The 15,058-nt window shown below is 51.9% G+C and carries 13 protein-coding genes; 3 read left to right on the top strand and 10 right to left on the bottom strand.

The window, feature by feature from the left end; genetic code table 11:
* Positions 1–5: 5 nt before the first annotated feature.
* Positions 6–1,016 (top strand): YheT family hydrolase, encoded by a 1,011-nt coding sequence (locus IB286_RS04160; RefSeq protein WP_190762811.1) that lies wholly within the window; start codon positions 6–8, stop codon positions 1,014–1,016.
* Between the two features lie 37 nt (positions 1,017–1,053).
* On the opposite strand, the gene IB286_RS04155 is transcribed toward IB286_RS04160, so the two are convergent.
* Positions 1,054–1,914 carry an HpcH/HpaI aldolase/citrate lyase family protein gene (locus tag IB286_RS04155; protein ID WP_190762809.1) on the bottom strand — a complete coding sequence of 287 codons (861 nt, stop codon included), beginning with the start codon at positions 1,912–1,914 and terminating at the stop codon, positions 1,054–1,056.
* Between the two features lie 153 nt (positions 1,915–2,067).
* Between IB286_RS04155 and IB286_RS04150 the strand changes: the two genes are divergently transcribed.
* Positions 2,068–3,597 carry a GGDEF domain-containing protein gene (locus tag IB286_RS04150; RefSeq protein WP_190762807.1) on the top strand — a complete coding sequence of 510 codons (1,530 nt, stop codon included), beginning with the start codon at positions 2,068–2,070 and terminating at the stop codon, positions 3,595–3,597.
* Between the two features lies 1 nt (position 3,598).
* Here IB286_RS04150 and IB286_RS04145 read toward each other — a convergent pair whose 3' ends face one another.
* The 6 genes from IB286_RS04145 to IB286_RS04120 all read right to left on the bottom strand — a co-directional run bounded on the left by IB286_RS04145 (position 3,599) and on the right by IB286_RS04120 (position 9,231).
* Entirely contained in the window at positions 3,599–5,233 is a 1,635-nt protein-coding gene (locus IB286_RS04145; protein WP_190762805.1) for a WS/DGAT/MGAT family O-acyltransferase, read from the bottom strand.
* Between the two features lie 181 nt (positions 5,234–5,414).
* A complete protein-coding gene (gene trhO / locus IB286_RS04140) occupies positions 5,415–6,353 on the bottom strand; it encodes an oxygen-dependent tRNA uridine(34) hydroxylase TrhO (RefSeq protein ID WP_190762803.1) in 939 nt (312 codons plus the stop codon).
* On the bottom strand, positions 6,353–6,736 hold the full coding sequence (locus IB286_RS04135) for a BolA family protein (RefSeq protein WP_190762801.1): 384 nt from the start codon (positions 6,734–6,736) through the stop codon (positions 6,353–6,355). The genes trhO and IB286_RS04135 overlap by 1 nt, the downstream gene beginning before the upstream one ends.
* Before the next feature lie 80 nt (positions 6,737–6,816).
* Positions 6,817–7,146 carry a TfoX/Sxy family protein gene (locus tag IB286_RS04130; RefSeq protein ID WP_317889696.1) on the bottom strand — a complete coding sequence of 110 codons (330 nt, stop codon included), beginning with the start codon at positions 7,144–7,146 and terminating at the stop codon, positions 6,817–6,819.
* Positions 7,147–7,159: 13 nt separating this feature from the next.
* Entirely contained in the window at positions 7,160–7,906 is a 747-nt protein-coding gene (locus IB286_RS04125; protein ID WP_190763577.1) for an amidohydrolase family protein, read from the bottom strand.
* 134 nt (positions 7,907–8,040) lie between these two features.
* Positions 8,041–9,231 (bottom strand): glycosyltransferase, encoded by a 1,191-nt coding sequence (locus IB286_RS04120; RefSeq protein WP_223826124.1) that lies wholly within the window; start codon positions 9,229–9,231, stop codon positions 8,041–8,043.
* Positions 9,232–9,369: 138 nt separating this feature from the next.
* Here IB286_RS04120 and IB286_RS04115 point away from each other — a divergent pair, with 138 nt between their 5' ends.
* Entirely contained in the window at positions 9,370–10,320 is a 951-nt protein-coding gene (locus IB286_RS04115; RefSeq protein WP_190762799.1) for a 2Fe-2S iron-sulfur cluster-binding protein, read from the top strand.
* Positions 10,321–10,340: 20 nt separating this feature from the next.
* Here IB286_RS04115 and IB286_RS04110 read toward each other — a convergent pair whose 3' ends face one another.
* The 3 genes from IB286_RS04110 to IB286_RS04100 all read right to left on the bottom strand — a co-directional run bounded on the left by IB286_RS04110 (position 10,341) and on the right by IB286_RS04100 (position 15,045).
* Positions 10,341–11,528, bottom strand: coding sequence for an EAL domain-containing protein (locus IB286_RS04110; RefSeq protein WP_190762797.1), 1,188 nt, complete (start codon positions 11,526–11,528; stop codon positions 10,341–10,343).
* A gap of 97 nt (positions 11,529–11,625) precedes the next feature.
* Entirely contained in the window at positions 11,626–13,800 is a 2,175-nt protein-coding gene (locus IB286_RS04105) for a 3-hydroxyacyl-CoA dehydrogenase NAD-binding domain-containing protein (protein WP_190762795.1), read from the bottom strand.
* 45 nt (positions 13,801–13,845) lie between these two features.
* Positions 13,846–15,045 carry an acetyl-CoA C-acetyltransferase gene (locus tag IB286_RS04100; RefSeq protein ID WP_190762793.1) on the bottom strand — a complete coding sequence of 400 codons (1,200 nt, stop codon included), beginning with the start codon at positions 15,043–15,045 and terminating at the stop codon, positions 13,846–13,848.
* Between the last annotated feature and the right edge of the window lie 13 nt (positions 15,046–15,058).

The raw sequence follows: 15,058 nt of genomic DNA, 5'->3' as shown, positions 1-15,058 counted from the left end.
TTGCCATGAGTTTTATTCCACCGCCTGCTCTACAGAATCCCCACGCTCAATCGATTCTCGCATCGACCAAGCTGCGTAAAATTTTCAAGCGCCGCCACTATCAGGCCATGCAGAACGCCAGCAAATCCGTGGTAATTGACTGCGGCGACGGTGTGCAACTGCTGGGCGAACACAGCGCACAGCCCACTCGCAGCAAAGGGCTGGTAATTCTGATTCACGGTTGGGAAGGCAGTAGCCAATCCACCTATTTGCTGACCTTGGGCGGCACGCTGTATAACGCTGGCTATGAAATCTTCCGGCTGAACTTGCGCGATCATGGCGACAGCCACCACTTGAATCGCGAGCTATTCCACTCGGTGCGAATAGATGAGGTTTTAAACGCCATCGCCCAGATTCAAGCCACCTACCCCCACGACTGGAATTTTCTGGCCGGCTTTTCTCTCGGTGGTAATTTCGCGCTACGTATTGCCGCCGCCGGCGAACAAGACAAAATCAAACTCGATTACAGCATTGGCATTTGCCCGGTGGTCGACCCGGTAAAAACCATGCACGCCCTCGAGCAAGGCTGGTGGGTGTACGAGAAATATTTTATTCGTAAATGGAAACGCTCTTTGGGCAAAAAGCTGGCGCTATACCCGGAAACGGCGGCAGGAAAAGCCATGCTTGAAGAAAAAAGCCTGCGCGGTATGAATCAGCATTTTGTGCCCCATCACACGCCCTTTGAAGATACCGAAGATTACTTAAATGGTTACGCGCTAAAAGGCGATGCTTTGGCAAATCTATCGCGGCGGGCACATATCATTAGCGCCAAAGATGACCCGATGATTCTGGCCGAGGATTTCAGCAGCCTGCCAGAAAACCCGCAATTGGAAATTGAGCTGACCGAATACGGTGGCCACTGCGGCTTTGTCGCAAACTATCGTCTGGATAGCTGGATTGATCAGCGCGTATTGGAATTGATCTCGCTTGCCCGCCACCAAGGTGCAAAGCAAAAAATGACAACAGAAGCGGTTTGAAAAAGCGACCCGGCAGTAAGCGGGTCTTAACTCTTGTTTAAGCCTTCATGGCATCGGCAATGGCCAACACCCGCAAAGCCTCTTCTACATGGAGGGCTTCCACCAATTTGCCGTCTACCAGCACGACGCCCTTGCCTTCGCTTTGCGCCTGTTCCCAAGCCGCACTGACTTTTTGTGCACGAGCAATCGCCGCCTCGGTTGGTGAGAATGCGGAATTTGCCGCCGGAATCTGCCGAGGATGAATCAAGGTCTTGCCATCAAACCCCAACTCCACGCCTTGCTGACAGGCCAGTTCTAGTCCTGCATCGTCCTCAAGATCAAGATGCACGCCATCCAGCACATCCAAACCATGCGCCCGCGCTGCCAATACACATAAGCCCAGTGAGCTCAGCAAACCGAGTCGAGTGGGAGTATGAGGAACGCGGAGATCTTTAGCTAAATCCGAGGTGCCCAGCACAATCGCCGCCATGCGTGGATGCGCCCCGGCAATTTCATCAATCGCTAAAATACCGCGCGGTGTTTCCGCCATTGTCCACAATGCCAAATCCTTTGGTGCACCCGCTTGCTGCAATACCTGGGTTACCGCCAACACTTCGGCGGCAGATTCCACCTTGGGCAAACACAGCGCTTGAATCGGCGCTTTGGCAAAGCACTCAATATCCTTGCGGCCCCAAGGCGTATCAAAACCATTTACCCGCACAACCAGTTCACGCTTACCGTAGCCGCCAGCCGTTACCGCCGCCAACACTTGCTCCCGGGCTACATCTTTTTGGCCGGGAGCGACCGCATCTTCCAAATCCAAAATCAGCACATCGGCATCTAGGCTTTTGGCCTTTTCCAATGCGCGGGCATTAGAACCCGGCATATACAACACCGAACGGCGGGGCTGAAAACTCATGTGAACCTCTTTTGCGTAACAAAACTGAAACCTAATCGGCCTCAGTATATTCGATAATAGACAGGGCCTGAATTGCCCCTCATCATTTCATCAAATGGTAACGCGCCGTACCGTGCACTGCATCGTACAATTGCACATCTAATTGGGTTTGTAATGAAGATTTCTACCACCACCGCTTTTTTCTGGAGCTCGGTGCTGTGTATCAGCATTGCGGGTTCGCTTGCCTATCGGGCACGGGTGGAAATTCCGAATCAATTAGCCATAGAACATCGTGCCGACCAGCGTGATATCAAGCGCTTTCATACCCACCTTACCAACCAGCGCGAACACCTTGAGCAACGTGTTGACCGGGTTTATCACACGGCAAAACTACTGTTTTCCTTACCCGATCACATCGACTGGCGATCAACGCTACCTGAATTTGCCAAAATTGCCGGCTGGGAAGGATTGGATTTTTTCATTTTGGCCGACAGCCAAGGCAATAGTCTGGATATTCGCCAAGGCGAACGCAGTACGGCACAAGACCTTGACGAGACCAAGCCACTGGCCCAAGAAATATTTCGCAAACTTGGTTCTAAACTGAAGGTCGATGAAACCCTATCTGGCTTTTTACTCAGTGAAACTCAAGGGCCGGTTATGTATGCCGGTGGCCTGACGCAGTGGCAAGACCCAAACTTACCGCAGGTTTTTATTGGTGTATTGCGACTGACCCCGGAGCTGATTAGTGAATTTGCCTCGCGGCTGGATTTTAAGGTGACTGAACTTGCTGACCACGCTGAGTTAAGCGCCGCGCTGAAACGCGATCACACTGAGCTGGGCCGACGCAGCACTGCGAATACGCTGTACTCTATTTTTCACGGTGACAATCAGCAAGAAGTGCTTTATCTCCGCTTCGATACCGATCCTCGCAACTTTGAATCTCGGGCCTTTTCTAAACAGCTTATCGTGTTCCTGATCTTTTTTATCTGTAGCCTGATCTTGATACTGCTAGTGATGTACCGAGAAATACTGGGGCCTATCAACCGGCTCTCGGCCAAAATGCGGCAAATTCGTCAGCACAGCAATTATCAACAAGTGCTCAATTACCCGCATAAAGATGAAATTGGCAAACTGGTCAATGAGTGCAACGAACTGCTGCGCCATGTGCAGGAACACACCCAGCAACTGGAAACCATTTCCTATACCGATGCCTTAACGGGTATTGGCAACCGCCGCCTGTTTCAGGAGCGTCTGCGTTACCAATGGGATTTGGCCCAGCGCAAGGTGCTACCTGTGATTCTGATTATGTTCGATCTGGACTTTTTCAAGCAGTACAACGACACCTATGGCCACGATGCCGGTGATGTTGCACTGCAGAAATTTGCCAGCCTGCTTAGGGAAGTCTTTGCGCGAGATACCGATGTAGTGTGCCGAACCGGGGGCGAGGAGTTTTCGGTTTTACTGATGGCCCAGCGCACTGAAACCGCCGAGCAACTCACTCAAAAATTGCTGGAGCGGCTGCGTCGCGCTGGGATTGAACATGCCGGTAACAACAAAGAAAAAATACTGACCTGTAGTGCGGGGATTTGTGCCATCACGCCGGAACAAGATCAGCCCAGTAGCGACTTGTTTAAACACGCCGATATTGCCCTGTACAAGGCCAAGGAGTTGGGCCGGAATCAGGCCCAAACTTACGCCAGTTAATTCATCCCATCTTTTCAGAGCTTAAGGAAACCACCTTAGGTTTATCAGCGCTGGTGGATTCTGCAGCTCTGGCTTTTTGCGCCACCGGTTTAGGCTCGGCCTTTATACTGCCTTTAGCCGCACTGCTACTGCGTCTGCTTACGCGTTTTTTGGGCTTATCGGCGGCATCGCCATCATCAGCAGAAGCCGGATTTTTCTCGACCTTGGCCGAAGCCGCTTTTTTGCCACACACCGCTTCATAGAGTTCTTCGAAAGAGGCTTGCAGACATTCCCGATAAAACGCCGGGTCAGGCATGATTTCACGATCGGCCAAAATCGACATGGTAAGTACGCCCGAGGCACTAAAGGCAGTATGGAACAGACCTACCCCCGGTGTTAGCAGGCCAATGCCAAAGTAACGCACCATCTGTGCACCCGCTGAATAAATCGGGAATGGCGGCCCCGCCACATTGGTCACCACCGAGCTAATGCCCAGCGGCAGATGTTGGGTTAACTCATTGTTGATATAGGTTTTCACCAGTGGGCGAGTTAAGGCCGGCGGCAATACCCCAGCCAGACGCAAGACATCGACCAGCGGAGAGTTTTCACCAAATACCTTGGCATCTTGAGAACTCAGGAAAATGGCTTTGATGCGTTCTACCGGGTCGGCAATATTGGTGTGCACATCCAAAAATACCGAGCCAATCTGGTTGTTATCGTCGTTGGCTTCACGGCGTGTGCGCATATTCAGTGGAATAGAAACCGCCAAACTATCGTCCGGCAATTCACCGTGGTGTTCAAGATAATGGCGCATGGCACCACCGGCGATCGCCAACACCACATCATTGATTTTGACATCGGCCTTATTTTTAATCGCCTTGATTTCATCCAGTGGAAACTCTAGAGCTTCAAACACACGGTAAGGCCCAACCGGACGGTTAAAGCGCGTGCGTGGTGACGCAATCGAAGGCGCGGGGATTCGTTTCTGGGCTATGCCCATGCCCATTTTGCCGAGGTCTTTCAGGGTGCTGTAAGTACCACCAATTATCTTGGCAGAGTTCTTCACCTGATTAATGGCAGTAGCCACATTGAGATACAAGGAATTGGGAGCGGGGTCGACCGTTACCGCAACGGGCGCATCAGGGATCGCCTCCGGATTAGGTTCTAGGTCGTGGATCACCGACATAATCGAGGAGCCACCGGCACCATCTACCAGCGAGTGGTGCATTTTGGTGTAAATGGCAAAACCGCCCTTGGGCACACCGGCGATATTATCCAAACCTTCGATAATATAGGCCTCCCAAAGCGGACGAGACATATCGAGAGGCCGGGCGTGAATACGGGAAATCAATATACAAAGTTGGCGCCAGTCACCGGGCTGCGGCAAGGCCAAATGGCGGATATGAAATTCCACATCGAAATTGGCGTCTTGCACCCAGTATGGGCGGTCAAGATTACCGGGCACGGTTACTAAACGAGAACGAAAAATGGAGTGCTTGTTAAGCCGCTTTTCAAAATTGGCGATAACGCCCTTAAAGCGCACAAAGCCACCCGGCGCGGTGGACGGGTCATAAATCCCCAGCCCGCCAACATGTTGCGGGGTATTTGGGTGCTCCAGATTTACGAAGGCAGAGTCAATAACACCTAACTGCTTCATCGACGTTCTCCATTTAGTTATTGCTTTTATGACGGGAAAATCCCACTTCAGCCGACCAATTTTCCCTATTGACCGGCCCCACCACAATGACACATTACTTCATTACTGTGGAAAAATTTTAGGGAAATCGCTGATTAATTAGCGCGCTCATTTTGTTTTAGCACAAAAAAAGCGAGAAACCTCAATTTTCACGCAGCTGTCGCGCAGGCGCGGGGGCACCAACATGGGGAACATTGCGCTGTTTGGCCAGCTCGACCTGTTTCTGACGATCGCGGAAACGCTTTTTCTGATCGTCACTGAGACTGTCGACACACTGGTAACAGGAAACCCCTTCCTCAAAGCCAGGCTTCAATTTATCTTCCGCACTAATGGGATGACGACATCCGTGACAGAGTTCGAACTCGCCCAGCTCTAGGCCGTGGCCCACGGAGACCCGATTGTCGAATACAAAACACTGGCCCTGCCAAAGGCTGTCTTGCTCTGGCACTTCCTCCAGGTATTTAAGAATCCCGCCCTCAAGGTGATAAACCTCTTCAAAACCCTCTTGTTTCATAAAGGCCGAGGCTTTTTCACAGCGAATACCGCCGGTGCAAAACATGGCCACTTTCTTATGACGGGAGGGATCGTAGTGCTCGCGCACATACTCGGGAAACTCACGGAAGGTTTTGGTTTTCGGATCGACCGCGCCCTTAAAGGTGCCGATATCCACTTCATAATCGTTGCGGGTATCGAGCAACAGCACTTCTGGATCAGAGATAATGGCATTCCAATCGGCGGGTTTAACGTAAGTGCCCACCACCTTATTGGGATCGATGCCATCAATGCCCATGGTCACAATTTCTTTCTTGAGCTTGACCTTCATGCGGTAAAAAGGCTGCCCATCACTATAGGATTCTTTATGCTCAAGCGCCGCCAATCTGGGATCGGCTCGCAAATAAGCCAGCACCTTATCAATGGCTTCTCGGGTGCCGGCGATGGTGCCGTTAATGCCTTCTGCCGCGAGCAGCAAGCTGCCGCGCACATCATTATCCAAGCAAAACTGCAATAAAGGCTCACGGCGCGCTTGGTAATCATCCAGCGTGACAAAGCGATACAGGGCGGCAACAACCATCTCGCTCATTATTTAGCTCCGTCCGTATCAATGATCTTGTTAAAAAACGGATCGTTCTTGCTGCCCCCTTTACAGTTGGGGGAAGCGGGAACCTCGCCGTGGCGCTCCTGCCATTCTGCCGGTGTAAAAAGATGTAGCGCCAAGGCGTGCACCGGCCCTGCCAGCTCGTCTTTCAGCAAACCATATACCGATTGGTGACGCGCCACTTTGCGCTTACCATCGAAATCGGCAGAGACGAGGCTCACCTTAAAATGCGTCTCGGAGTTGGCTGGCACGCTGTGCATATGGCTTTCGTTGAGCACCTCTAGGTACTCACATTGAAAACCCGTTTGCAGCTTGCTCTCGATAGCTGTTTGTACGGGGCGGGAGGAAGAATCGTGTTGCTCTGACATGGGCTGACCAGGTGTTCCTAATGCGGATTTTCTAAAATTCTAAAAACGCCTGATTATACACCATCGCCTCGGCTTCGGGCTTAACGCCGCGCCTGCAAGGCCGCCGCAAAAGCCCTATTCGCCCAATCCGCCAACATTTGGCTATCGTCCAAGGCCTCTTCGGGAGCCTGAAAGTAAGACAGCGCAATCTGCTTGCCTTGGCGGCCATAAGTGAAAGGCGGCAAATCACGATCCTCAAAATCCACCCGACTGTGCTCATCTGCTTTGAGATAGAGGGTGTCTTCAATCACCAGCGCGAACATCAGGCCGTCAAGAAATAGACCGTAGCCACCAAACATCCGCCGCGGGCTTACCGGCCCAATGAGCCGGAGTTGATCCAGTAAAAAATCGATAAAATCATTTTGTGCCACAGCTAACAGCGAATCAGAGTTCTAAACGATAGAAATTTGCTGCGTTTTCCCACAACACTTTACGAGCGCCCTCGTCATCTAGGGCATTCTGCACAATCTCCAGATCGGAATGATTAAAGGGCCGTGGCGAGCGCGTGGAGGGCAGGTCTGTGCCAAACATCATGGCATCTGGATTAATTTCATAGAGCCGTTTAAGTACCTGACTGACAGCAAAATCCACCCGCCCAAAACCGGTCGCTTTCACTTTCACGCCCTGCTCTATCAAACGGTACAAGGTTGGTAAGCCATCTTTGCTCAGGCCGAGATGATCAATACTTAGCGCGGGTAAAGAACAAAGATCCTGCTCTATTTCCGTAAGGGTTTTGGCATCGGCGTAGACTTCTGAATGCCAGCCCAGCAAGTCGTGTACCCGGCAGGCAAACTCGCGCAAATTATCCAATACATCCGCCCCGCCCCGGCGAATATTAAAGCGAATGGCGCGAATACGGCTCTCGCCAAGGCTCAGCAATTCACTATCTGAAATAGTGCTGGGCAGCTGCGTAACACCGACAAAACTGGGACCAAGATTGTCCAAGGCGGCCAGCAGATAGCTCTGGTCGTAACATTGAAAGGAACCCGACACCACCGCGCCGCCTGCGATGCCCAAAGCCGCCGTGGAGCCGACGTAATCTTCTACCGTAAACGGGTCTGGCAGGTAACCGTCATTGCTATAGAGCGGAAACGCCGGATCAATAACATGGAGATGGGCATCAAAAATCATCTGATCCACAGCTTTTGATCCCCCTGCATCGAGAATGAATTCGTTGAGTCGTTATTATTTATTCAAATTCTCAGATTTATCCGGGAAAAGCAATCGACTTGTCCCGAGTTTGCGAATCTGTGCAGCAGCCCTTTTTACTGCGGCAGGCGGTTTTTAGCCTCAATCCATTGCGACATATAGCGCTGGGCCTGCAAGCTGTGATGACTGAGCATTTGCCCTATAAAATTCGCTTGGCGGTGACGATTAAGGTCCGCTTGCAAGGTTGATAATGCTTGCTGAAAGGCTCGGCTGTGTTGCTGTCGGTCAAAACAACTGTTCAGAACCCGTGCCGCCTGAGTTTGCGCCTGTTGCCATAGCGATTCATCTTGATAGAGGTTTATCGCCGCCTCAGCAAATAGCTGAGGATCGGTGGCAATCGCTCCCGGCCAGTCCATTTCCGCCTTAAACATCGACTCCGCCCCAATTGGCGTAGTGATCGAGGGCGTGCCGCATGCCATTGCCTCTAGCAACTTGCCTTTTTGCCCGGCACCAAAGCGCAGCGGCGCCAACATCAAGCGCGCCTGAGAAATCACGGTCAAACTGTCTTTTGCCCAGCCCTTGAGCAAAAATCCCAGCTTTTCATTGTGTAGTTGTTGGGCCTTGGGCGGTGGATAAGCCCCGTAAATATGGCATTCCACCCCCGGCAATTGTTTGCGAATTTGCGGCCAAATCTCGCTGCGCAGGTAGTTGAGTGCATCCCAATTGGGCGGATGTCGAAAGTTGCCAATCACCACGCAATGCTTGCGCTCAGTGAAAGGCGAAACGGCATGATCTTCTGTGGTATCAGCAGTGGCATTCGCACCGAGCAATAAAGGGAAATACTGAAGCAGCGCCGGACTCACTCCAAAATGCGCGGTCAACACCTCTATCTCATACTCGGAAATAATCAGGCTGAGGTCGCATCGCCAAATCGCCGCAAGCTCTCTAAGCGCCAGCTCACTATTCAAATCAAGGTCGCTATAACTAACGCCGTTGGCATCACGTCCCTGTTTTACAAGGCGATGCCGCGCATCGCGCAGGCAATGTAAATCCTGGGTATCGAGAACCCGTAAGGCATTGGGGCAGGCCTTAGCTACTCGCCACGCAAATTGCTCCTCACAAACAAAGCGATCAAAAATCACGATGTGTGGATCAAACGCCTGTATCTGCGCCTCAAAGCTGCTGCAATTCAAACTTATATTGACGGGGGTAATGCCCAACTCACCGAGGTCTACTGCATTGTCAGATTCCGCTGCGGCACAGCCGAAATGAATTTCAGCCCCCAGCTCTTGCAGACTCTCGATCAATGCCAGCGTTCTCCACCCCGCTGCCGAGGAGCGCGGTTCTGGCCAGACATACCCTATAAAAAATACTCGCAAATGCGACTCTCCAATTCTCGATTTCGCGCTGGACGCGTTATTAGCGAACCGGCATTATGCCGAGTAATGACCGATATTCAGCTCACTTACAAACAGCAATCGATTCGCCCCCAGCCAGACGAAACCGTGCTCGACTGTCTGCTGCGCGAAGGCATTTCCGTGCCCCACGGTTGCCGGGCGGGAGCTTGCCAAAGTTGCGCCATGATACTGGATAGTGGCGGTGTAGACGATGACTGCCAGCGTGGTCTCAGCTCTGCCCAGCGTGAACAAGGGCTGTTTCTGAGCTGTCTGTGTCACCCCACCGAATCATTGACGTTTCACCCGCCCAGCGTCGAAGAGCTTTGGCGTCGTTGCCGCGTAATCGACCGTCATTGGCTCACCACCGATATTTTGCGGCTGCGCCTGAATTATTCCGGTAGTTGGCGAGCGGGGCAGTACGTCACGCTGTCTTTAGATGGGCAGCAGAGTCGCTGTTTTTCTGCCGCCAACCATTCCGGATCCGAAGCTTTTTTGGAATTGCATATACGCCACTACCGCAATGGCGTTATTAGCGCAGCGCTGGCCAAAACCGAAAATACCAAACCAGACATTTTGGTGAGTCGGCCCGTTGGCGAGGGTTATATCGACCCCCGTAGCGAACGCCATATTCTGTGCATTGCTCAGGGCACCGGCTTGGCTCCGGCGCGAGGCTTCATGCAACAACTGGCAATGGAGCACAGCACGCAAGCATTTACCCTAGTGGGACTGCTGCAAGCAAAAGACGAAAGTTACTGGCAGTACATTAATGCCGAGGTCGCGGATTCAGCGTGGAAAACCCAATTGCTGCTTTATAAAGATCAGCTTCCTCTGCAAAATTTAGTGGAATTTTTGAAATCTTCGGTCTCGGATTGGCGGCAGCAACAGGTGTATTTATTTGGCAGCGAGCTGTTTATCCAGCAAACGCAAAAAATTTGTGCTCTGCAGGGCGCCAGTCGGCAACAAATTTTTCAGGAAGCGTTTTTAGCTGCGCCGCTATAACAGTGGCGGTTTTAGCGGTATCAGCTTTCCCAAAGCACCTTATCCATAAACAGCAAGCGCGATTCATCTAATCGACAACCAAACGTTACGCAGCTCACCGCTGAATCGACATCGTGATAAGGCGTCGAGGTGATGGGGCCGCGATCGCACCCCGCCAACAAGGAATAAAAATACGGCCGCGAGGCCCAATTACAGCCGAGGTTTTCAGGATTTGATTGCCAACCTTGTGCTGGCGTGAACTCAAAATTAGGCGAGATTTGATTGCCATTATCGGCGCAGATAAAAAACCGGATAAAACCCGCAGGCGGCTCAGGTAACAGCTCGGGGCTAATATTGTGGTTAATACCTGAATGCGACTCCGACTTACTCAAAAGGGTCTGCAATTGCTGAAAGTACGCCAGCAGAATGTCGTTATATTTTTGGCGAGACTGGTAATGCGCTTTCTTAGAATTCAAATATCTTGGCAAAACGTCTTTTAAACAATTTTCCGCCAAATCATTGCTCGCCAAAGTCGGCGCTGCCTGACTAAAGAAAAATCCCTGCAAATAACGCGCACCGCAATCGAGGGCAAACTGAAGAGCCTCTTCGGTTTCCACGCCTTCACACAACAGGGTACTGCCGCTGCGCCGGGCAATATCGGAAATACCCAACACCACTTTAGCCGGCAAACCGCCCCGCGCTGCACGTTGAAACAGGTCCATATCCAATTTGATAATGTCCGGCTCTAAGGCCAGCAGACGATCAATATGGGATTGGCCGCTGCCAAAATCATCTATAGCAATGCGCATTCCCACTTCGCGGTAGCGCTGAATCAAATACTGCATATTGGCGTTTTCGCCAGCGCTTTCAACAAACTCCACAACAATTTTTCGGGGATCAACACCCAGCTCACGCACCATTTCAATGGTGGGAATGGGATCGTCTTTTTTGAAATCGAGCATCCACGCCGGAGTGACATTAATAGCGAGATAACCGGGTTGGCCGGCAGCAAGGAACTGCTGCAGGGCTTGGTAGCGAATATGCCGATCTAGCTGGCGCAGGGCTTCACCGTCTTCACAGCCACCAAATAGCGGCCCGAGGGATTTGAGCTCACCAGACTCTAGGCGCTCGCGACCCAGTACTTCATGACCAGCGACCGCAAGGCGAAAGCTATCAATCACCGGCTGAAAGCAGGCAATGACGGAATCTTTAGGAGGGACAACTGCCATGATACGCCCGGCATAGCCTTATCTTTTCTAGAATAGGCTGACTATATCACAGCAATTTTAGAGTTTACGCGCCCTGAATACGGGCGCGCTCACAATATCAGGCAAATTGCCTATCGGTCTCAGCGTAGTCCAATAGCAGCGCTGGCACTTTAAACACTTCGCCGTAACGCTGCTCAAGTTCACGGGCACGCTCGACAAAGGCTTTTACACCATAGGCATTAATCGCTTGGAAAGCACCACCGGTTTGCGCCGGGAAACCAATACCCATAATGGAGCCGATATTGCCATCGCCGACATTATTGATAACGCCTTCTTCCATTGCGCGAACGGCTTCTAGGGACTGGCAAAACACCAAGCGGTCTTTAATATCCTCATAGGGAATCTCGGTGTAGCCATTCGGTGCAAAGGCAGACTTCAGGCCCGGCCACATCTGTTTTTTGCCGCCTTCGGGATAGGCATAGTAACCACCCCCGTGAATTTTTCCGCGCCGACCAAATTCATTGACCATACGCTCCAACACGCGAGAGGCGGCATTGTCTTCCCAGGCTTTGCCCTGCGCTTCTGCGTCTGCTCGAGCTTGTTGACCATTTTTATAGGCGGTCTCTTGGCTAATCTCATCAATTGCCGCCAACGGCCCAACGGGTGATCCATTATCTCTGGCGGCCGATTCAATCAGCACAGGATTAATGCCTTCCTCAAGCATACTGGCGCCTTGGGTAACCGTGGTAGCAATGACCCGCGTGGTAAAAAAGCCCGGTGCGTCGTTGACTACAATCGGCGTTTTACCCAGTTGCTGGGCTAAATCAAAGGCCTTGGCCAAGGTGTTATCGCTGGTTTTAGCGCCGCGGATAATTTCTACCAAGGGCATTTTTTCCGCCGGTGAAAAGAAGTGCATACCGATAAAATTTTCTGCTCGGCAACTGGCCTCGGCCAATTCAGTAATCGGCAGCGCTGAGGTGTTTGACGCGAACACGGCATCGCTAGCCAACACTTCCTCTGCCTCTTTTGTAACCAAGGCTTTGATTTTGCGATCTTCAAATACCGCTTCAATCACCAGTTCACAATCAGCAAGATCTGCTGCTAGAGCAGTAGGTTTTATACGGGCCAAACAAGTAGCTTTATCAGCCTCGCTCATTTTGCCCTTGCTGATGCCTTTGTCGTAAAACGCCGCGGCATAGGCAAGGCCACGATCGGCATTTTCTTGGCTAATGTCTTTAAGCACGACCTCGATGCCTTTTTGCGCGGCAATGGTGGCAATACCTGCCCCCATCTGCCCGGCACCGAGAATACCCAGTTTTTTACAGGCAAACTTTTCAATACCCTGCGGGCGACTTGCACCTTTGTTCAAGGCTTCCATCTGCACAAAGAAGGCGGTCATCATATTGCGCGCCACTTGATCCAGCAGCAGGCTGAGGAAGTAACGGCCCTCGATTTTTTGGGCGGTATCAAAATCCACCCGCGCGCAGTCCACCACGCAAGCAAAAATGGCGTTCTGTGCAGGCATTAAATTCTTGGTTTGACCCATCACATTGGCTGGGCCAAAAAAGGTTAAACCTTGGTTGGCGGCATCATCTGGGCCGCCGCCAGGCATTTGATAATCTGCTTTATCCCAAGGCTGCTGTACTCCGCCTTCGATTCCGGCATTGGCTTTAATCCAATTTTTAGCAGCCACATGCATACTGGCTTCATCGGCAACCAGTTTATGAACAAGGCCTTTTTCTTGCGCCTTTTCGGCACTGAGCCGACGACCCTGGCTGATTAAACCAATCGCTTCTTGCATACCCAACAGATAGGTCATCCGCACTACGCCACCGGCGCCCGGCATCAAGCCGATCATCGCTTCCGGCAAGCCCATCTGAATACCGTTGATGGCAACCCGATAATGACAGGCCAGCGCGATTTCAAAACCACCACCCAGCGAAGGCCCGTTCATTCCCACGGCGACCGGCACACCCAAGGTTTCCAAAATTCGCAAGGGCGCTTTGGTTGCCATTACGCCGTTAAACATTTCAGTTTTTTTCTCAGCCGGTGGATTTAAATCCATCTCCAGCATTTCTTTAATATCGCCGCCGGCGAAAAATTGGCCGGGCTTGCCGCTGCGCAAATAAATACCGGTGACACCACCAGCCGCAACCTTAGCCTGTAATTCGGCCACCGCTTCGCGCATGGCCTGATCGTATTCCAATCCCATGGTATTTACGGTTTTACCGGGCTGATCAAAAATCAGTTCTACAATACCGTCGGCATCTTGTTCTAATCGGATATATCCCATTTTTTAACCCTTGTTTTTCAGTGTGTCGTTGACGGCATCCCGCCTTCAAAGCCGTTCAATAATGGTGGCAATACCAATACCACCCCCGGCACACAGGCTGACCAGACCGCGTTTTAAATTGCGGCGCTCAAGCTCATCCAACAGCGTGCCGAGAATCATCGCGCCAGTCGCACCGATGGGATGCCCCATGGCAATAGCGCCACCGTTCACATTGATTTTTTCATCGGGAATACCCAGAATGCGCTGGTAACGAAGTACCACCGAGGCAAAGGCTTCATTCAGTTCAAACAGGTCGATGTCATCCACCGTTAAGCCGGCCTTTTTCAGCGCTTTGAGAGTGGCCGGAGCAGGGCCATTCAACATGATGGTCGGTTCGGTGCCGGTTAGCGCACAGCTCACAATACGCGCTCTGGGGGTCAGGTTTTGATCTCTTCCCGCCTGCTCGCTACCGATCAATACCAGACCAGCGCCATCAACAATGCCGGAGGAGTTACCGGGAGTGTGGACGCAATTAATCTCTTCCAGATCAGGGTATTTCAGCCGAGCGACCGCGCCGTGACCAAAATCGTTAAACATTTGGAAAGCCGGTTTCAGTTTTGCCAAACCTTCAAGCGTAGTGTCTGGGCGAATAAATTCATCGTGATCCAGCACGGTTACGCCATTCATATCGCTAACCGGCACCAGCGATTTGAAATAACCGGATTCTCTTGCCGCTGTCGCGCGCTGCTGAGACATTAGCGCGTAGGCATCTACCTGTTCACGGCTAATGCCATCTTGAGTCGCGATAATATCGGCGCCCAAACCCTGAGAGATAAAATAACTTTTCATCTGTACCCAGGGATCGCCGGTAGCGCCGCCACTGGCACCAATACCCAAGCGCGACATGGATTCCACACCGCCTGCGGCCACTAAATCTTCAAAACCGGCGGCCACTTTTGCCGCCGCCATATTTACCGCATCCAAGCCACCGGCGCAGAAACGATGGAGCTGCGCACCGGTAGTGACATCATCCCAGCTCGAATAAACCAGCGCCGCCTTGGCGATATTCTGGCCCTGCTCTTTAACCGGCTCGCCGCAGGCCAGAATCAAGTCTTCAACTTGAGAGGTATCCAGATCGTGGCGCGCCTTCATGGCCTCCAATAGATTGGTTACCAGATCAATGGGTTTAACTTCATACAGCGCGCCGCCTGGCTTGCCTTTGCCACGCGGGGTGCGAATTGCATCAAAAATAAATGCCTCGGCCATAGTCACATCTCTG

It is taken from the genome of Spongiibacter pelagi, assembly GCF_014705705.1.
GTDB classification, from domain to species: domain Bacteria; phylum Pseudomonadota; class Gammaproteobacteria; order Pseudomonadales; family Spongiibacteraceae; genus Spongiibacter; species Spongiibacter pelagi.
The sequence above is the reverse complement of the archived record's forward strand: the minus strand, read 5'-3'. Positions and strand labels throughout refer to the sequence as shown.